The organism is Halorubrum trueperi (assembly GCF_042662525.1).
Classification (GTDB): Archaea; Halobacteriota; Halobacteria; order Halobacteriales; family Haloferacaceae; genus Halorubrum; species Halorubrum trueperi.
Genome location: NZ_JBHSXI010000006.1, coordinates 33,732 through 51,441 on the forward strand (window position 1 = coordinate 33,732; position 17,710 = coordinate 51,441).

Below are 17,710 nucleotides of genomic sequence, written 5' to 3' on the forward strand. Positions count from 1 at the left end.
TCCACGTGAAAGGATATCAATCGAGGTCGATGGCAGTGGGCAGCGGTGCGTCCGATCGGTAACGAGCGCAGCGAGCCGAGAGAATAGTCCATCCTGGATTCGAACCAGGGTCGTTGCCCCCAGAAGGCAACAGGATTGGCCACTACCCCAATGGACTGTGCGCAACACCGGGTAATCCACGCGTGTTTGTAAGCGTTGCGCGTCGCCGGCCCCCTGTCACGTGTTCACAGCACTGTTCCCACCGACCCCCTCGACGTCCTGACTCGGCGAGTCGTTCCCTTCTTGATTCGCGGTTCGGCGAGTCGTTCCCTTCTGATCGACGAACGTGCGTATATCGATGCGCTTTAGCCGGCTGAATAGCCACGAAGCTGTATGTACATCGGACGATTTGTCGTCGTCGCTCCCGGCATCGGCGCTTACCGCGTGTCTTCGCGATCGTTCCCGAACCGCCGCGTGATCGACCGGGACGGAACCCTCACGGTCGGTCCGACGCCCGGCGCGCCGGAGACGGACAATCCGTACGTCTCGTACAACTGTGCCCACGAGGTCCGAACGCCCGCCGGCGAGCCGCTCGCAGTCGTCGGTAACGGCTCGCACGTCGACCCGATCGCGGAGAAACTGGAAATCGGATACCCGGCCCGCGACGCGCTTGCGACGCCGTTGCTCGCGCTCGATTACGAGAAGGACGACTACGACACACCCCGGATCGCCGGCATCGTCGGCGTCGACACGGCAACGATCGGCGTCGTTCGCCGCGACGCGCTTCTCGTCGAGGCGGTCGACGAACCAACCATCGTCGCCACCTACGAGACAGACAGCCCCGAACCGTACGACCTCTCGGCCGCCGCCGACGAGTCGGCCGGTGCGATGGCGAACGCGAAAGCGGCCGCGGCCGAGGTCCTCGGGGCCGACTTCGAGCACCCGGTGTGCGCGGCAGGCGCGGCCGTCTCCGCCGACGGTGTCGCGCTCGCGTACGACAACGACGACGAAACGACTGCGGAGTAGCCGACGCGACAAACGATACTCGCCGGCCGATCTCAGTCTCTGCCGGCCGATATCAGTCTCTGCCGGCCGATCTCACATCTCGCCGTTCGGATCGAATTCGTCGATCGCGGCGTGGACGCCATCGACCCACTCATCGAGCGCATCGTGAAGCCGTGCCTTCGCTTCCGACACCGGGATCGCGGTGTACTGGTAGACGTAGCCGCCGGAATCGAGAAGCCGCCTCCGGCGCTCGACGAGCCCCTTGTCCCGCAGCGTCGACAGCGAGCGGTTCACGTTCGACCGGTCTCGATCGAGGGCCTCGGCGAGCTCGGCGACGGTGCTCCCCGGATGATCGAGCAGCGTGAGGTAGGTACGGCTCTCGTGGTCCTGGACGCCGAACACACAGGAGAGCACGTGTTCGAACGAGGGAGACACGTCGCCGACGAGATCCTCGATCTCGGGGTTGCTCATGGACGACGTTCGATCCCGTTCGGGTTAAAAGTCGCCATCGCCGCGTCTCGCCACGTTCGACTCGCCATTCGTCGATGGCGTTCGTTCGTCGATGGCGTTCGTTCGTCGATGGCGCTCGGTCACTCGTCGGCGGCGTATCCCATCCGAACGATACAGCCCCGCATCTCCGTTTCCTCCGCGTGGCGGTGAAGGTTCGTGGGCGTGTCGCAGTGGTACGTCTCCCCGTCGTATCGGAGTACGATCTCGTGTGTTCCGCCGGCGACCTCGACGTCGACGAGGATCCGTCTCCCCTCGTTGAGCGCGTCGATCAGCTCGTCGGCCGACAGCTCACCGGCCTCGACTCGGAGTACCTCGGTCATGGGTTCGATTCGAGAGTTTGCGAGTTAAATTCGACGTATCAACGGCACATCCCGTCGTCGTCGGGTTGCGTGCTCGCCCGTCTGCGGGCGTCGACCGCGGAGCACCGCCCGTCACGTCAGCGTCGAGTCGGGTCCGCCCTCCTTCTCGGGCGGTTCGACGCCTTCGGCGGCGGCGACGTCCTCGGTTCGCTTCTCGGCCTCGACGTGCCAGCGGTCGATCTCCGCCTCGTACTCGGCGAGAATATCGCTCACTTCCGATTTCAGCTCGTCGTCGTTGATGTTCACTTCGAAGACGAACGTCTCGCCGTCCTCGCCGCGGCCGACTTCCTGAACGTTGGCGCTGACGAGCTCGTTGTCGAAGTAGTACGGGGCCATCTGGGTCATCACCTTCTGGTAGACGGTGTCTTCGACCTTTCGAAGTGCCTTGCGACTCGCGGAGTCGGCGGCGCGGGCGACGTGCTCGATCGATTCGCCCCAGCTCTCCACCGCGCTCTCCGTGTCGTTCTCTTCAACCTTCTCGTAGGATTCGGTGAGCTTCTCTCCGGCCGTCTGGAGGTCGTCGCCGGGGGTCTTGCCGGCTTGCTCTCCCTCCCCTTCGTTGACGGACGCCTGTTCTGCGGTCTTCGCTGACACGTCCTCGTCGATGCGCTCGTGGGACTTCGGTCGCCAGTCGTCGAATTCGTGGAACGGATCGCCGCCGGCACCCGTCTCGCGGAGGGCGAGGGCGATCCGCTCACCGTGCTCGACGATGTCGCCCCAGTCCCCGCGCACCTTGAAGCCGGAGATGCTCTCTTCCATCGCGTGCCCCCGCTACGGAACGAACGCGTATAAGTCTCTCCGAACTGACGTGAGTCGATCGCGGTGACGGTGCCGCAAAATTCCGCTCACTTCCCGTAGGCGAGCCGACGACCGAGATCGTCGATCCGATCTTTGAGGTCGCTCAGGTACCCCGCCGGCGACACGCGACGGATCGACGACTCGTCCACCTCGATTCGCTCGCCGCCGAACGGGTCCCGTTCCGCTCGCTCCTCGTTGGACTGGTCGCCGCTCACCGCCCCGACGACAGTCGACATCGAGCACCGGCCGCACGCCTCCGTCCGGATCTCTTGGTCGCTCATGGGTGTCTCACCCGAAAACAGGCGCTCAGTAGTGTTAAAACCCATACTCGCCGGAGAGCCGGCCGCCCGTCGGATCGAGACCCGACGCCCTTTTTACCGTACCGTGGAACCTATTCACATGGGATATCGCGTCGTCGACACGGACGCAGTCGCTCCCGAACCCGACCGCCCCTGTGAGTGCCGGAAGCTCTCCGATCCGGGCGGGCTCGACGAAGCGGCGATCAACCGGTTTCGGGCGGAGCCGGGCGAACAACTCCCGCTCGCGTACCACTACCACGAGACGCAACAGGAGGCGTTCTACGTCATGGACGGAACGCTCGCCGTCGAGACGCCCGGAGACACCTACGAGATCACCGCGGACGATTTGTTCGTCGTCGACTCCGAGAGCCCCCAGCGGGCGTACAACCGCGAGGATGCCGACGGGCCGGTGACGGTGCTCGCAATCGGCGCACCGCCGGCCGACGCGGACGCCGTTCCGTACGACCCGAACGATGAGTGAGCCCGCGAGCGCGGACGACGGTGCGCCGCCGGCCGACGCGGACGACGGCGGAAATCCCCACGATCCCGAGGATCTCCCGCCCGAGATCAGGGAGAACGTCCCCGACTACGACGACGAGTACCTCGATCGCGTCTCCGACCGGCTGATGTACAGCTACGACCTCGACGCCGACGTCGTCGTCGACGGAGAGCGGTTCGAGCTGTACGCGGAGATGCGCATGCGTAACCAGAAGCAGTTCCTCCACCCCGCGTTGAGCTACGCGGATCACGAGATGATGGAGTACCTGTTCGCTCGCCGCGTGTCGACCCCGACCGTCGGCGAACTGGAGCGGCTGGTCGCGTTCGCTCACGACGTCGCAGACGAGCGCGTCGAAGCGAACGAACAGCACTTCGGCACCGACGTCACGGTCGTCCTTGTCGCGGACCGCCTCCCCGATGACGTCGCCGACTTCGTCGAGGGGTTCCGGGACCGGACGCTTCTGAAGCTCGGCTACTACGGCCACTACGAGGTGAACGTGGTCGTCGTCGCGCCCGACGAGGAGCGACTCGTCGCCAGCGAAGCGGCGGACATCGCGGGCGCATTCCGGCTGTGGGAGCGGGTGGAGCGACCGGACGAGGGGTTCTTTTCGCGGTTCGCCAAGCGGTTCTGGCGGTAGTCGCGCTTCGCTTCGCGCGCCTCGGGGCAGTCGCTCGAACGAGCAAAATATATTGAATGGAGGGCAGGGCCGTGGAGACCGGACCGTACCGCCGTCAGTCGTCGCTCGGCTCGGCCGCCGGCGCGTCGCCGCTTCGAACCGATCTGAGGTTTCCGATTCCGATCTTCACGAGTGAGAGCGCGAGCCCGATCAGCACCAGCGCGAGGATCATCTGCGCGCCCGAGGAGAGCTGCGCCCCGAGCGTCCCCGCGCCGCCGCCGATCAGGTTGAGATAGAGGTTCTCGTAGATCGCCAGCCACGCGAGTCCGAGCACGGTGATGGTGACCATCACCGCCATCGGAACGCCGGTGGAGATCAGCTGCTTGGACTCGTCCCAGTTGGCGAGCCAGACCGTTCCGGTGAGCAGTGCGAGCGCCGCGAGCAGCTGGTTCGCGCCACCGAACAGCCCCCACAGCGTCGCCCACTCGCCGGAGATGACGAGCACGTACGCGATACCGATCTGAAGGATCGGGTTCGTGTACCGCCCGCGACCGATCGAGCCGAGGTCACCGGAGAGTCCGCTGACGGTCATCCCGTCGTCCATCCCGACGATCTCCTCCATCATGTACCGACCTAGACGAACCGCCGTGTCCGTCGAGGTGAGCAGGAAGCTCACGAGCACGAGCGCCATGAACACCGCCCCGATCGCCTCGGGGATGCCCAGGCTCGTGAGGATGATCCCGCCACCGCTCGCGAAGTTGGGCAGCGCCCCGCCGATGCCGCCGGCGGCCGCGTCACCGGCGAATCCGGCCACCGCGAGCGTCGACAGCGCGAGCGCCGCGAGCAGTCCTTCGCCGAGCATGCCGCCGTACCCGATCAGCCGGGCGTCGCTCTCCTTGTTCAGCTGCTTCGACGTCGTCCCGGAGGAGACCAGCGAATGGAATCCGCTGATGGTCCCGCAGGCGATGGTGATGAAAAGCAGTGGGAACAGCGGATACAGTCCCGCGGCCTCGACGCCCCAGAACCCTTCGAACATACCGATCGATGAATCGACCACAAGCGGCTGTGAGGAAGTCGCGAATATCGTTCCGACGATGATCGCGAGGATCCCGCCACCGACGCCGGTGTACAGCAGGAACGACGAGAGGTAATCCCGCGGTTGGAGCAGTACCCACACCGGTAACGCGCTCGCGATGGCCCCGTAGACCATGACGATCGGGACCCATGCGGCGGTGTTGCCGCCGAGCGCGGCCGCACCGGGGACCCAGTTACCCGCTCCGCTGAACAGGACGAACGTCCCCGCCGGGTAGTCGCCGGCGAACAGCGCGAACGGGTACTGGATGCCGAGCCACACGCCCGCGAACACGCCGGCGACGAACAGGATCGTCCCCGGGATGAACGGACCGTTGAGCTGGTAGAGATACATCCCGAAGCCCAGCGCCAACAGGATGTACACGAAGCTCGCGGTCGTCACCTGCGGATACGCGTTGAACACGATGCCCACCACGAGGGCGAACACCGCCACCACGAGGATGATCGTGAGGAACGCGAACCACAACAGCAGATTCTTGCCCCGCTCGCCGACGTACTGGCCGACGATGTACCCGATCGACCGCCCCTCGTGTCGGATCGAACTCGACAGCGAGATGAAGTCGTGGACCGCGCCCATCAGCGGGTTGCCGATGGCGACCCACAACAGCGCCGGAACCCATCCCCAGATGGCCCCCGCCGTGATCGGGCCGACGATCGGCGCGCCGCCCGCGATACTCGAGAAGTGATGCCCCAGTAGTACCGGTTTCTTCGCCGGTACGTACTCCTGTCCGTCTTCGTACTTGTGTGCCGGTGTCTCCCGTTCATCGTCGAGGTCGACGAACCGCGAAAGGTACCGCGAGTACCCCATGTACCCCACGGTGAACGTCCCGAGCACAGCAACTACGATCCAGATTACGCTTGTCATTGATTCCCTGCCTCGTGGTACCGATTCACGATCGAATACTTAAGTATTGTCTTCAATCGTGATGATCAGTCCGAAACCACCCGCCCTTGTGCGGTTCTCAGCGCCGAACGACGGCGTATTATTGGGATCTCATGTGAAATTAACTCTCGTCTCCTGGCGGTCCCGCTCGCGCGCGAGTTCCGGCACCGGTGTCGACGTCCAACTCCGCGGCCACATCCGCGAGCAGATCTCCGCGAATCTCGCGGACCCGCGACTCGATCTCGGCGACGAGCGGCGGATCGAACCCGTCCCGGACCTGCTCGATCCGGTCGCGCTCGGTCGCGACCTTCTCGCGGAGGTAGCGAGCGCCCCGCCCGTCCTCGTCGTCGTCCGGCTCCGGGGTCAGCTTGTTCGCGACGAGCCCGCGGACCCGCAGGTCGCGTTCGGTGAACCCCTCGATCGCCCGCTCGGTCTCGTTGACCGAGAGCTGGTCAGGGTTCAACACGAGGAAGAACGCGGCGTCGTTCCGCATGGCGCCGCCGGCGAACTCGAAGAACTCCTTTCGGTTCTGGAGGCGCTCCAAGACCGGATCGCCGTCCATCAATCGGCGCGGCTCCATGTTTCCGATGGCCGCCTTCTCGAAGAGGTCGATCGACTGCCGACGCTTGTACAGCAGCCGGTCGATCCAGTCGCCGAGGAACTCGGGGAGCCCCAGGAGCCGCAGCGTGGAGCCGGTCGGTGCGGTGTCGAAGACGACGCGGTCGTACGGCTCCCCCTCCTCGCGCATCACGCCGACGAAGGCGTCGAAGAGGGCGGCCTCGTACGCCCCCGGCGTTCCGTGTGACATCTCCAGTTGGCGGTTGATCTCGGAGACCATCGACGACGACACCTGCTCGGAGAGCCCCTCGCGAATCTCTTGGAGGTGCCGCTGCATCTCGTCTTCGGGATCGATCTCCATCGCGTCCAGCCCCTCGACGCCGTCGACCGACGCGGGCTCGTCGCCGAACCGCTGATCGAACACGTCCGACACCGAGTGCGCGGGGTCGGTCGAGACGACGAGCGTCCGCACTCCGGCGTTGGCACAGCGGTACGCGTACGCACAGGAGACCGTGGTCTTGCCGACGCCCCCTTTCCCGCCGAAAAAGACGAATCGCTCCATCAGAAGTGGTACTGCTGCCCCTTTCGTTCGATGAGCAGTTCGCGGTCCCACAGCCGCCGCTCCCATGCCTCGAACTCGTCTTCGAGGTAGGGGAGCAGCTCGGCGGTGTAGTACGAGACCGGCGACGGGATCCCGAACGCGTCGGGGAAGCACGCGAGCATGAACTCGTCTTCGACGTCTTCGGCCTCCTTCTCGATCTTCTCGTAGGCCGGGTGGGTTATCATCCCGTGGTACAGCCCGCGGAGCCATTCGTCGAGAGCGGCCCGAAAGGCGGCTATCCGGTCTGCAACTGTCATTATCCATCGTGACGCCCGGGGCGCGTTAAAAGGTGTCGCGGTCGCGCATGCCGCCCTGTCGCGGTCGCGCATGCGAACCTCTTTCGCGGTTCGATCAGACCGAGTTGCCGTCGGCGGGCAGTTCTCCCTGCGACTCCGACGATCCGTCGGCCTCGTCGAGTTCGGGCTGTTCGTCGTTACCGGGGCTCGCTCTGTGGGCGTCCTCGCCCATCGCCCACCAGACGAGGTACAGCATGATACCGACCATCAGGAGGGTCGCGACGACCGCGGCGATACCCACCACGGTGAGGTACTGGAGCATGGTCCGCGGTGGGCGGGCGGGACGTATCAACGTATCGGCTTTCGATGATCGGGCGTTGATTCTGGAGCGTTCAACGATCGGGCATCGATTCCGGGGGTCGGTGCCGCCGCCGCGGAGTTGAAGGCCCCGCCGACCGACCGGATCGCATGGACGACCGGATCCCGGTGACCGTGCTCTCGGGGAGCCTCGGCGCGGGTAAGACGACGCTCTTGAACCACCTCCTGTCCACCGCCGGCGACCGCGACATCGCGGTGCTCGTCAACGACATGGGTGACGTGAACGTTGACGCCGAGCTCATCGCCGAGGAGTCAGAGATCGACGTCGAGGGCGTCACGGAGCTGTCGAACGGCTGTATCTGCTGTGAGCTGCAGGACGACCTCGAAACCGCGGTCGTCCGACTCGCCAACGAGCGCTCGTTCGACGCGCTGATCGTCGAGTCCTCGGGCATCTCCGAGCCGGCCCCCGTCGCGCGGCTGTTCACGACGGAGTCGCGAGCGGCGGCTCGCTACCGCGTCGACGCGCTCGTCACCGTGATCGATACGCGGCAGTTCATCGACGCCTTCTCCGGGGACGACGTCCCTGAGCGCCGCGTCGATGCGGACGGCGACGAGGACGCCCGCCCCCTCTCGGACCTCCTCGTCGAGCAGATCGAGGTGTCGAACGTGGTCGTGTGTAACAAGGCCGACCTCTGTACCGCCGCCGAGATCGACGAAGCGATCGACCTCGTCGGCGCGCTCCAGCCCGACGCGGAGACGATCGTGACCGAGTTCTCCGACGTCGACCCCGATCGGATCTTGGACGTCGGAATCTTCGACGAGGGGGAGATCGGCGACCTGCCGGGGTGGAAGCGCGCGCTCGCAGACGATCGCGATCGCGACCGCGGGAGCGACGCGGCCGGCCACGCGGAGGGCGACGATCACGCGGACGAACACGCGGAGGGCGACGAACATGCGGAGGGTGACGACCACGATCACGCCCACCGCCATCCGGACGAGGTGTACGGCGTCACCTCGTTCACCTACCGACGCCGCCGACCGTTCCACCCCGAGCGGCTCGCCGCGCTTCTCCGGGATCTTCCCGCCGGGGTCGTCCGATCGAAGGGAACCCTCTGGATCGCGGGAACCGACCAACGCCAACAAGTCGGGCAGGCCGGCGCGTCGGTCCGCGTCGCGGCGCTCGGGCCGTGGATCGCGAGCCTCCCCGCCGTCGAGCGCGACATGCTTCGCTCGAACCGCCCGTCCCTCGACTGGGACGACGAGCACGGCGACCGCCTGACGGAGTTCGTCGTCATCGGTACCGGGATCGACGAGGAGGCGATCCGAAGCCGGCTCGACGGCGCGCTGGTCACCGACGACGAGTGGGACACCCTTTCACCCGCCGAGGACGGTGCGACCGACGACTACCCGTTCCCGACCGAGCAGGGAGAGGCTCTGGCGCTCAGGGAGCCCTGACGCCGATCGAGCACCCCTCCGCCGACCGAGATTCTCGTCGGCGCTCACGTTCCCGAGAATCGTCCCGAAAACCGGTGTCAGCAGGCGCACCCCGTACCGCTCGCGCGTTCGAACCGCATGGAATCGCCGCACTCCGGACACGCCGGAGTTCCGTCGCCGTCGCGGTCGAGTCCCTCCTCGTCGACCGTCGACGATCGGCGGCGACGCCCCGCCGCGGCTCAGAGTAAGGGGAGGGTCAGCGCGACCAACACGACGCCCAGTCCGAGTGCCGCGTACAGCAGTCGCTCGAACCGGGGGCCGGGCGGGAGCGGCCCCGCGTCGATAGCGGGGGCCGCTCGAACGAGCTGATCGTACGCGAGGGCGGCCGCGCCCGCGAACGCCAGCGTCGACAGCGCCAGCGACGTCGTCAGCGTGAGGCCGTACGCGAGCCCGTATATCGGGCCGAACGAGAGCGCGAGCATGAACGCCAGCCCCACCGTCACGACGAACGGGACCGGATCGATCCGATCCCCGTGTTTGTTGTGGATGCGCATTTGTCGTGGACGGGTATTTGTCGTGAACGCACAGCGGCGCTTCCGTACGCTCCGTACGGAGTGCACGGACAAGAGCTAAGTGGCGTTCCTCCGGCGTTTGACGTATGAGCAAGGAACCGAAGGGGATCCGCGAGGGGGTCGAGAACTCGAAGGGCGACCCGCGGGTTCTCCTGCTGTTGAACGCGATCCTGTCGACGTGGTTAGCGTGGACGACGATCTGGGGGCTCGACCTGCTCGACGTGGTCGCGTTCTCGGTGCAGAACGTCGCGACGCTCGCGCTGATCGTCTTCGCGCTGACGTACGTGATGGTCTTGCGCTGACCGCCCGAACCGGCGAGTTTCGCCATCTTTTAAGCCGAACGCGACCGGTCTCCCGATAATGACCATCGAAGACCGCGACGACGCGTACCTCATCACGCACGCGCTGGCGAAGGACACCCTCTCGCGGCTCCGCGACGTCGAGACCGAGCAGGTCGCCTTTCGGAAGGGTCTCGTGAAGCTCGGGCGCATCTGCGGCTACGAGATCATCGACGGCGCGATGGAGACGGAGTACGTTCCCGTTCGGACCCCTCTTCAGGAGACGACCGGCGAGCGCGTGAAGGGCCTCGACGACGTGGTCATCATCAACGTCCTGCGAGCCGCGACGCCGTTCGTCGAGGGGCTGCTCAAGGCGTTCCCCCGCGCGAAACAGGGCGTCATCTCCGCCGGCCGCGACGAGGAGGCCGGCATGACGGCCGACGGGGAGTTCCCGATCACCATCGACTACGTGAAGCTTCCCGAGATCGGTCCCGACGACACCGTGATCGTCGCCGATCCCATGCTCGCGACCGGTTCGACGATGTGCGCGGTCCTCGATCACGTCCTCGACGACGCCGTTGACTTCGAGGACCTGTTCGTCCTCTCGGCGGTCTCCGCGCCCGACGGGCTCGTCCGCGTCAGCGAGTCGGTGCCCGAGGCGGACCTGCTGACGGTCGCCATCGACGACCGGCTCGACGACGACGGGTTCATCCTTCCGGGCCTCGGCGACGCCGGCGACCGCGCGTTCCGAACGGTCTGAGTTCGCGCCATCCGGTGTCCGAGCCGGCAAGCGTTCACATCGACCGCCGGTCGCGCGGGCGATCCAGACTGTCACCCCCGCGACGTACTTTTAAGAGCCGCCCCCGAGACCGATCGGTATGAGCAACGCGCCGACGACCGACCCCTGCGACGCCTGCGGCGACCCCACGACGGACGCGCTCTCGCGGACCGTCCGGTTGAGCGTCGACCGGGCGAACATCGACACTCAGCGGCTCTGTCCCGACTGTTTCGCCGACTGGATCCAGCGCTATCAGGATCGACTGGGGTCCGGGCAAGAGTCCGACGGGAGCTCCGAGATCATCGTCGACTGAGGGGGATCCGTTTCCGTACGGCAGATCCGGTGATTCCCTCGGCAACGTCCGTCCGGACCGCCCGTCTTAAGCCCCGCCGGAACGGACGCCGACGTAATGGATCTCGCCATCGACGCCCCCGCTCCGGCGACGCCCGACCGCGCCGCCGACGGGACGTGGCTCGCCTGTATCGAGTGCGACGAGACGTTCGCCCCCTTCGAGGGCGTGCGGTACACCTGCGACGAGTGCGACGGCCTGCTGGAGGTTCGCTACACGGACCCGCCGACGTTCGACGACTTCGGCGCGGGCGCGTCCACCGACGGTCCCGATCGGGGCGTCTGGCGCTACCGCGAGGCGCTCCCGTTCGACCTGGGCGTGACGCTCCCCGAGGGCGACACCCCGCTGCACCGCGTCCCGCGGATCGAGGAGTCGGTCGGCGTCGAGGCGCTCCGGATCAAACACGAGGGAATGAACCCGACCGGCTCGTTCAAGGACCGCGGGATGACCGTCGGCGTGCGCGTCGCCGAGGAGCTCGGCGTCGGCGCGCTCGCGTGCGCCTCCACCGGGAACACCTCGGCGGCGCTCGCGGCCTACGGCGGCCGCGGCGACATGGAGACCCTCGTGCTCCTCCCCCAGGGGAAGGTCGCGGCGGGGAAGATCGCACAGGCGAGCCTTCACGGCGCTCGCATCCTAGAGGTCGACGGCAACTTCGACGCCTGCCTCGACATCGTGCAGGAGCTGGCCGCCCGCGGCGAGGCGTACCTGCTCAACTCGCTGAACCCGTTCCGTTTGGAGGGCCAGAAGACGATCGGCTTCGAGATACTGGAGGCGTTCCGCGACGACTACGGGACGTTCCCGGACCGGGTCGTCCTCCCCGTCGGCAACGCGGGGAACACCTCGGCGCTGTACAAGGCGTTCCGCGAGCTCGTCCAGTCGGGCGCGCTCGACGTCGACGAGGTCCCGAAGCTCACCGGCGTGCAGGCCGAGGGCGCAGCGCCGATGGTCGAGGCGATCGAGGCGGGCAACGACGAGGTCCGGCGCTGGGAGGAGGTCGAGACGCGCGCGACCGCGATCCGCATCGGCAACCCCGTCAACGCGCCGAAGGCGATCCCGGGCATCAGGAACACCGGCGGTACCGCCGTCGCCGTCAGCGACGAGGCGATCACCGACGCGCAGCGCGAGCTCGCCGAGGAGGGCGTCGGCGTCGAGCCCGCCTCCGCCGCCAGCCTCGCCGGCCTGAAGAAGCTCCGCCGCGAGGGCGTCGTCGACGACGACGAGCGGGTCGTCTGCCTGACGACTGGTCACCTCTTAAAGGACCCCGACGCGGCCTACGAGGCCGGCTCCGATCCCGAGCCCGTCCCGAACGACGTGGACGCGGTCGTCGAGCACCTGCGCGAGTAACCGAGTCGTCTACGCGCGTTTCTCCCCCACTTTCCCCTGCTACTTTTATACACACAAACACATATACAAACACAAAATGGCTACCAAGACGATCGGCGTTCGCGAGGAGGTGTACGAGCGGCTTCGCGCGCGAAAACGCGACGATGAGAGCTTCACCGACCTCCTCGATCGGCTAATCGACGAGAGCGAGGGCGACTGGCGCGACGGGTTCGGATCGCTGTCGACGGAAGAGGTCGAGTCGATCCGTGAGAGTGCGACCGCATCGCGGAAGCGGTTCAACGAATCAGCGGCCGAGCGGCAGGCGGCGGCGATCGACCGGTTTGCGGACTCCTCTGACGGTGACGAGGGTGGCGATGGCAGTGGCCGTTCGGACGACGACGCTGACTCCGACGAGACAGACCCCGACGACGCGCGCATCGAAACCGGAGGATCGGCGTGACTCGGTATCTGCTCGACACTACGTTCCTGATTGATTATTTGCAGGGATCCGACGACGTTCGGCGGTTTCTCGAAGCACACGCGGAAGACGAGTTTGCGACGACCGCGATGAACTACAAGGAGATTGCGGTCGGTTGGCGTCTGAACGACACGTTTGACCCGCAGACCCTCTCGGTGACGTTCGACTGGCTCGACGTGATCCCGATAACGAGCGAGCACGCCGTTCCCGCGAGCGGCTTCGAAGCGGAACTGTACCGTTCCGACGATCACACGAGACGGGGCGTCGACGCCGCCACCGCGGATCTGCTTATGGCCGGCGTTGCCGACGCCGAAGAAATGACCGTTGTCACCCGAAACGTCGACGATTTCGACTCGTTTGTTCCGGTCGCCGTCTACTGAACTACTCCGCCGGCCGCTCCTCGGCCTCGTCGAGCGTGATCTCCGTGACCTCGACGATCCGGGAGTCGTCGAGCAGGGCCTCGATCGCGGCGTCCGGCACGTCCTGATCGAGGTTGTACACGGTGAGCGCCTCCCCGCCCTGCGTCTCGCGGGCGTTGTACATCCCGGCGATGTTGACGTCGTGGTCGCCGAGAACGGTGCCGATGAGGCCGATGACGCCGGGTTCGTCGGTGTTGCGCGCGACGAGCATGTGTCCGTACGGAACCGCGTCGACGCGAAACCCGTCGATGCGGACGATACGGGGGTCCTCGCCGGCGAACAGCGTCCCCTCGACCGAGATTTCGTCGTCGCCGTTGCGGACGGTGACGCGCACGAGGCTCTGGAAGTCGTCGGTCTGGCGGGTCTTCGACTCGATGACTTCGATGCCGCGCTCCTCGGCGAGTCGCGGCGCGTTCACCGCGTTCACCTGCCACTCCAGCGGCTCGAAGACCCCTTTCAGCGCGCTCGCGGTGACGAGCTCGACGTCCTCGTCGGCGATGTCGCCCTCGTAGGTCGTCTCGACCTCGGTGATGCGACCGTCGAGCAGCTGCGCGGCGACCTTCCCGGCGGTCTCCGCCACGGCGATGTACGGCTTGATCCGCGGGAAGGCGGTCTCGTCGACCGACGGTGCGTTGAGCGCCGTCAGGACGGGCTCGTCGTCGAACGCCGCGATGACGGCCTCGGCGGTGTCGACGGCGACGTTCTCCTGGGCCGCCTCGGTCGACGCGCCGAGGTGCGGCGTCACGACGATCTCCTCGACGTCGAGCAGCGGCGAGTCCTGCGAGAGCGGCTCCTCCGCGAAGGAGTCGAGCGCGGCTCCCGCGAGGACGCCGTCCTCGACCGCCTCGGCCAGCGCCGCTTCGTCGATGATACCGCCGCGGGCGCAGTTGATCAGGTAACCACCCTCCAGTTGAGCCAGCTCGTCTTCACCGATCATCCCCTCGGTCTCGGGGAGGAGCGGGGTGTGGATCGTCGCGAAGTCGCCGCGGCCGAGCGCCTCGTGGAGATCCTCGACGAGTTCTGCCCCGAGCCGGTCGGCGCGCTCCTCGGAGATGTACGGGTCGAAGACGACGAGATCCATGCCGAGCGAGTCGAGCCGCTTTGCGACCTCCTGCCCGACGCGACCGAGCCCGACGATGGTGAGCGTCTTGTTGTTCACTTCGGTGCCGAGGAACTCGCCTTTCGCCCACTCGCCGTCGAGGAGGCGGCCGTGCGCCTGCGGGATCGAGCGCGCGACGGCGAACGTCATCGCGACGGTGTGCTCGGCGGCGGCCCGAACGTTGCCGTCGGGCGCGTTGGCGACGATGACGCCGTGGTCGGTGGCGGCCTCGATGTCAATGTTGTCGACGCCGATCCCCGCGCGGCCGACGATGACGAGATCGCTCGCGGCCTCGAAGACGGTCTCGTTCACGTCGGTTCCGGAGCGCACGATGAGCGCGTGAGCGTCGTTCACGGCGTCGAGGAGGGCGTCGCCCTCGACTTCGTAGTCCGTTTCGACCTCGTGGCCGGCGTCTCGGAGTCGGTCCAACCCCGCATCTGAGATGGGGTCGGTCACGAGTACCTTCATGCGCGTATCCATCGGCGGGGCGAGGTTAACGCTTTCCTCATCGCGCCGTTTTGCCGTCCATAACGATCCGCGATCGTGATCGACTACCCCTTCGTTTCCGGTGGAACATCCCCCGTTCGTGCTCACTCGCGTCGGAGCGGTCGACGGCGCGATTCTCGCTTTCTTGTGGTTGCCGGCGCGATCCTTGCTTGCGGCTGCTTGCGCGGTTCTCGCTCGGGGGCCCGGGTGCTTCGCGCTCGCTCGGGGCCGGTGGCGGTACTGCCTTTTGTATCCGCCCGAATGATTCGACATGGATCTCACGATCGCGTTCGTCGGCGTTGCCGCCATCCTCGTGCTGACGGCGATAAGCGCCTTCTTTTCCAGCTCCGAGCTCGCCGTCTTCTCGGTCGCGAGCCACCGCGTCGACTCGCTCGTCGCCGCCGACGTGCCGGGTGCGAGGGCGCTCGCGACGCTCCGGGAGGACTCGCACCGCTTTCTCGTCACGGCCCTCGTGAGCAACAACGTCGCCAACATCGCGGCCGCTTCGGTCGCGACCGCGGTGTTCGTCCGGTTCGGCTTCTCGGCGGGCGGGGCGGCCACGGGCTCGACGCTCGTCACCTCCGTGTTCGTCATCGTCTTCGGCGAGATAGCGCCGAAGTCCTACGCGGTCGCGAACGCGGAGAAACACGCGCTGCGCGTCTCCCGGCCGGTCGTCGTACTTCAGCGCGTCCTCCGTCCGATCCTGTACGCCTTCGAGGCGCTCTCCGGCGTCGTCAATCGCTTCACCGGCGGCGAGTCCGCGATCGAGTCGTACCTCACCCGCGAGGAGATCGAGACGCTCGTGCTCTCGGGCCAGCAGGCGGGCGCGCTCGATCCCGACGAGAGCGCGATGATCCGCGGGATACTCGATCTGGAGTCGACCCGCGTCTCCGCGGTGATGGTCCCCCGCACCGACCTTGTCACGCTGCCCGACACCGCGACGCCCGCCGAGGTCCTCTCGACCGCAGGGCGGGAGGGCGTCACCCGGATCCCCGTCTACGGCGAGAACCGCGACGACGTGGTCGGGATCGTCGACGTTCGCGACGCGATCCGCGCCGACGAGCGCGGCGAGCCGCTTTCGAGCGCCCTCCGCGAGCCAACGTTCGTCCCGGAGACGCAGCCGGTCGACGAGCTGTTCGCGGCGATGCGCTCGTCGGAGCTTCGGATGGCGGTCGTCGTCGACGAGTTCGGCGCGGTCGTCGGGATCGTCACCGTGGAGGACGTCGTCGAGGAGGTCGTCGGCGAGCTGGTCGGACGCTGGGAGACCGATCACGTCGACGTCGTCGCGCCCGACGCCGCGGTCGTCCGCGGGTGGACGACGGTCGCGCACCTCAACGAGACGCTCGGCCTCGGCCTTCCGAGCGACGGGAGCCAGACGATCGCCGGGCTGATCACCCAACAGGTCGGCCGGGTCCCAAACGAAGGCGACCGGGTTGCGTTCGGTGACGTCTCGCTCACGGTCACCGGTGCGACGGCGACGCGGGTCACGCGCGTTCGCGTGGAGCACCCCGGAACGGTGAGCGACGCCGCCTCGACGCCCGGAGATACCACGGGCGCGGCGTCGGATGCGGACGCGGAGTCAGATGCGGACGCGGAGTCAGATGCGGACGCGGAGTCGGAGGTGGACGACGAGGGCCCGCAGGGAACCGTGGAAACCGGGTACGATTCCGAGAAAACCGAGGAGCCCGAGTGAGCGGTGCCGCCGGGCGTCGCTACCCGAGCGGGAGCGACGCGACCGTCTCGTACTCCGGCCCGTCGGCCGTCAGCGTCGACGTCACGAGACTGACGTCTTCGACCGTGAATCGTCCGATCTCAGGATCGCGCTCGCGAACGACGCGCTGAACCAGTTCCTTCCCCCGGGCGTCGTTCATCCGCGCGAGGGTGACGTGTGGAGTGAACTCGTGGTCCTCGGGGTCGACGCCGAGCGCCATCGTTTCCGCTTCGAGGGCCTCGTGAAGCCCGGTCAACTCCGCGCTCCCCTCGTCGATACCCGTCCAGACGACGGAGATGTAGTCGAGGCGCGGAAAGACGCCGAGCCCCTCGACGGTGCACTCGAACGGATCGACGCCGGCGGCTTCGACCGCGCGCTCGCCGGCCGCGATCACGTCGTCGAGTGCGGGTTCGGTCTGGTCGTCGCCATCTCCGCCATCACCGATTTCTCCCAAGAACTTCAGCGTCACGTGCGTCTGTTCGGGGTCGACGAATCGCAGTCCTTCGACGCCGTCGAAGGTGGCCTGCACGTCGGCGATGGGATCCGCGAGGTGGCCGGGCAGTTCGACACCGAAGAACGCGCGCATGATCGCGTACGGATCGGTCGCGGTCGCTTATAAACAGTTTCGCTCAGATCTGCACTGACTGCCTTCAACGCCCCAGCCGGTTGCTTATGAATGGTTGCTGATGAAGTGGCGGCGGACACCCCAAAAGCTCTCGTCGCTCGCTTATAAATCGTTGACGGCTCGGTGAACACGTCCAAAGCCCCAGCCACGAGGCGGGCGCACGCTCGCTGTGCTCCTCGTCACTCGCTTCGCTCGTTCCTTCGATGTCGCCGGACTACGTCCGGCTGCCAGAGGCGCTTCGCGCCTCACTGTCGCCGGCGCTCCGCGCCGGCTTCAAGAGGGACCTTCGGTCCCTCCCTGCTTACGTCGCCTGTGCCCGCCTCGCGGCTGCCCCTTTGAGTCCCTCCCCGCACCGCAACCGCACCGCACCGCAACCGCCCCGCACCTCACGCCTCCCCAGCCTCG

22 protein-coding genes and 1 tRNA gene are annotated in these 17,710 nt (G+C 66.8%); 11 read left to right on the plus strand and 12 right to left on the minus strand.

Annotation, left to right across the window (positions count from 1 at the left end; translation table 11 throughout):
- Nucleotides 1–84 precede the first annotated feature (84 nt).
- Nucleotides 85–157: transfer RNA gene (locus ACFQEY_RS06050), tRNA-Gln, on the minus strand.
- Nucleotides 158–372: 215 nt separating this feature from the next.
- Between ACFQEY_RS06050 and ACFQEY_RS06055 the strand changes: the two genes are divergently transcribed.
- Entirely contained in the window at nt 373–1,005 is a 633-nt protein-coding gene (locus ACFQEY_RS06055; protein WP_379765845.1) for an IMP cyclohydrolase, read from the plus strand.
- A gap of 72 nt (nt 1,006–1,077) precedes the next feature.
- Here ACFQEY_RS06055 and ACFQEY_RS06060 read toward each other — a convergent pair whose 3' ends face one another.
- The 4 genes from ACFQEY_RS06060 to ACFQEY_RS06075 all read right to left on the minus strand — a co-directional run bounded on the left by ACFQEY_RS06060 (nt 1,078) and on the right by ACFQEY_RS06075 (nt 2,932).
- Complete coding sequence (locus ACFQEY_RS06060; protein ID WP_379765848.1) at nt 1,078–1,455, minus strand: helix-turn-helix domain-containing protein; 378 nt, start codon at nt 1,453–1,455, stop codon at nt 1,078–1,080.
- A gap of 119 nt (nt 1,456–1,574) precedes the next feature.
- Nucleotides 1,575–1,814 carry a hypothetical protein gene (locus ACFQEY_RS06065; protein ID WP_379765851.1) on the minus strand — a complete coding sequence of 80 codons (240 nt, stop codon included), beginning with the start codon at nt 1,812–1,814 and terminating at the stop codon, nt 1,575–1,577.
- Nucleotides 1,815–1,925: 111 nt separating this feature from the next.
- On the minus strand, nt 1,926–2,612 hold the full coding sequence (locus ACFQEY_RS06070; protein WP_379765854.1) for a DUF5828 family protein: 687 nt from the start codon (nt 2,610–2,612) through the stop codon (nt 1,926–1,928).
- An 86-nt stretch (nt 2,613–2,698) separates the two neighbouring features.
- Nucleotides 2,699–2,932, minus strand: coding sequence for a hypothetical protein (locus tag ACFQEY_RS06075; RefSeq protein WP_379765857.1), 234 nt, complete (start codon nt 2,930–2,932; stop codon nt 2,699–2,701).
- A 118-nt stretch (nt 2,933–3,050) separates the two neighbouring features.
- Here ACFQEY_RS06075 and ACFQEY_RS06080 point away from each other — a divergent pair, with 118 nt between their 5' ends.
- Entirely contained in the window at nt 3,051–3,431 is a 381-nt protein-coding gene (locus ACFQEY_RS06080; protein WP_379765860.1) for a cupin domain-containing protein, read from the plus strand.
- The gene (locus ACFQEY_RS06085; protein WP_379765863.1) at nt 3,424–4,086 is read left to right on the plus strand and encodes a DUF8052 family protein; all 663 of its coding nucleotides are present in this window, start codon (nt 3,424–3,426) and stop codon (nt 4,084–4,086) included. The genes ACFQEY_RS06080 and ACFQEY_RS06085 overlap by 8 nt, the downstream gene beginning before the upstream one ends.
- 94 nt (nt 4,087–4,180) lie before the next feature.
- Here the strand turns inward: ACFQEY_RS06085 and ACFQEY_RS06090 are convergent, their stop codons facing one another.
- From ACFQEY_RS06090 to ACFQEY_RS06105, 4 genes are all read right to left on the minus strand, one after another.
- Nucleotides 4,181–6,022, minus strand: coding sequence for a carbon starvation CstA family protein (locus tag ACFQEY_RS06090; RefSeq protein WP_379765866.1), 1,842 nt, complete (start codon nt 6,020–6,022; stop codon nt 4,181–4,183).
- A 139-nt stretch (nt 6,023–6,161) separates the two neighbouring features.
- Nucleotides 6,162–7,160, minus strand: coding sequence for an ArsA family ATPase (locus ACFQEY_RS06095; protein WP_379765869.1), 999 nt, complete (start codon nt 7,158–7,160; stop codon nt 6,162–6,164).
- Nucleotides 7,160–7,456, minus strand: coding sequence for a DUF7990 family protein (locus tag ACFQEY_RS06100; RefSeq protein ID WP_379765873.1), 297 nt, complete (start codon nt 7,454–7,456; stop codon nt 7,160–7,162). Before ACFQEY_RS06100 ends, ACFQEY_RS06095 begins: the two co-directional genes overlap by 1 nt.
- 94 nt (nt 7,457–7,550) lie before the next feature.
- The gene (locus ACFQEY_RS06105) at nt 7,551–7,757 is read right to left on the minus strand and encodes a hypothetical protein (protein ID WP_379765876.1); all 207 of its coding nucleotides are present in this window, start codon (nt 7,755–7,757) and stop codon (nt 7,551–7,553) included.
- Nucleotides 7,758–7,903: 146 nt separating this feature from the next.
- Between ACFQEY_RS06105 and ACFQEY_RS06110 the strand changes: the two genes are divergently transcribed.
- Nucleotides 7,904–9,208 carry a CobW family GTP-binding protein gene (locus ACFQEY_RS06110; protein WP_379765879.1) on the plus strand — a complete coding sequence of 435 codons (1,305 nt, stop codon included), beginning with the start codon at nt 7,904–7,906 and terminating at the stop codon, nt 9,206–9,208.
- 218 nt (nt 9,209–9,426) lie between these two features.
- On the opposite strand, the gene ACFQEY_RS06115 is transcribed toward ACFQEY_RS06110, so the two are convergent.
- Nucleotides 9,427–9,741 (minus strand): hypothetical protein, encoded by a 315-nt coding sequence (locus tag ACFQEY_RS06115; protein ID WP_379765882.1) that lies wholly within the window; start codon nt 9,739–9,741, stop codon nt 9,427–9,429.
- A gap of 104 nt (nt 9,742–9,845) precedes the next feature.
- On the opposite strand from ACFQEY_RS06115, the gene ACFQEY_RS06120 reads away from it, so the two are divergent.
- The 6 genes from ACFQEY_RS06120 (at nt 9,846) to ACFQEY_RS06145 (ending at nt 13,345) form a co-directional block, all read left to right on the plus strand.
- Nucleotides 9,846–10,061 (plus strand): hypothetical protein, encoded by a 216-nt coding sequence (locus tag ACFQEY_RS06120; protein ID WP_379765885.1) that lies wholly within the window; start codon nt 9,846–9,848, stop codon nt 10,059–10,061.
- Nucleotides 10,062–10,119: 58 nt separating this feature from the next.
- A complete protein-coding gene (gene upp / locus ACFQEY_RS06125) occupies nt 10,120–10,797 on the plus strand; it encodes a uracil phosphoribosyltransferase (RefSeq protein WP_379765888.1) in 678 nt (225 codons plus the stop codon).
- Between the two features lie 118 nt (nt 10,798–10,915).
- Nucleotides 10,916–11,128: a DUF7569 family protein gene (locus ACFQEY_RS06130; protein ID WP_379765891.1), complete on the plus strand. Its 213-nt coding sequence runs from the start codon at nt 10,916–10,918 to the stop codon at nt 11,126–11,128.
- Nucleotides 11,129–11,224: 96 nt separating this feature from the next.
- Nucleotides 11,225–12,508 (plus strand): threonine synthase, encoded by a 1,284-nt coding sequence (gene thrC / locus ACFQEY_RS06135; protein WP_379765894.1) that lies wholly within the window; start codon nt 11,225–11,227, stop codon nt 12,506–12,508.
- A gap of 76 nt (nt 12,509–12,584) precedes the next feature.
- Nucleotides 12,585–12,947: an antitoxin VapB family protein gene (locus tag ACFQEY_RS06140; RefSeq protein ID WP_379765897.1), complete on the plus strand. Its 363-nt coding sequence runs from the start codon at nt 12,585–12,587 to the stop codon at nt 12,945–12,947.
- Complete coding sequence (locus tag ACFQEY_RS06145) at nt 12,944–13,345, plus strand: type II toxin-antitoxin system VapC family toxin (RefSeq protein WP_379765900.1); 402 nt, start codon at nt 12,944–12,946, stop codon at nt 13,343–13,345. The genes ACFQEY_RS06140 and ACFQEY_RS06145 overlap by 4 nt, the downstream gene beginning before the upstream one ends.
- Before the next feature lies 1 nt (nt 13,346).
- On the opposite strand, the gene serA is transcribed toward ACFQEY_RS06145, so the two are convergent.
- Nucleotides 13,347–14,951 (minus strand): phosphoglycerate dehydrogenase, encoded by a 1,605-nt coding sequence (gene serA, locus ACFQEY_RS06150; protein ID WP_379765903.1) that lies wholly within the window; start codon nt 14,949–14,951, stop codon nt 13,347–13,349.
- A 289-nt stretch (nt 14,952–15,240) separates the two neighbouring features.
- On the opposite strand from serA, the gene ACFQEY_RS06155 reads away from it, so the two are divergent.
- Nucleotides 15,241–16,662 carry a hemolysin family protein gene (locus ACFQEY_RS06155; RefSeq protein ID WP_379765906.1) on the plus strand — a complete coding sequence of 474 codons (1,422 nt, stop codon included), beginning with the start codon at nt 15,241–15,243 and terminating at the stop codon, nt 16,660–16,662.
- A gap of 19 nt (nt 16,663–16,681) precedes the next feature.
- Here the strand turns inward: ACFQEY_RS06155 and thpR are convergent, their stop codons facing one another.
- Nucleotides 16,682–17,266, minus strand: coding sequence for an RNA 2',3'-cyclic phosphodiesterase (thpR, locus tag ACFQEY_RS06160; protein WP_379765909.1), 585 nt, complete (start codon nt 17,264–17,266; stop codon nt 16,682–16,684).
- Nucleotides 17,267–17,710: the final 444 nt, after the last annotated feature.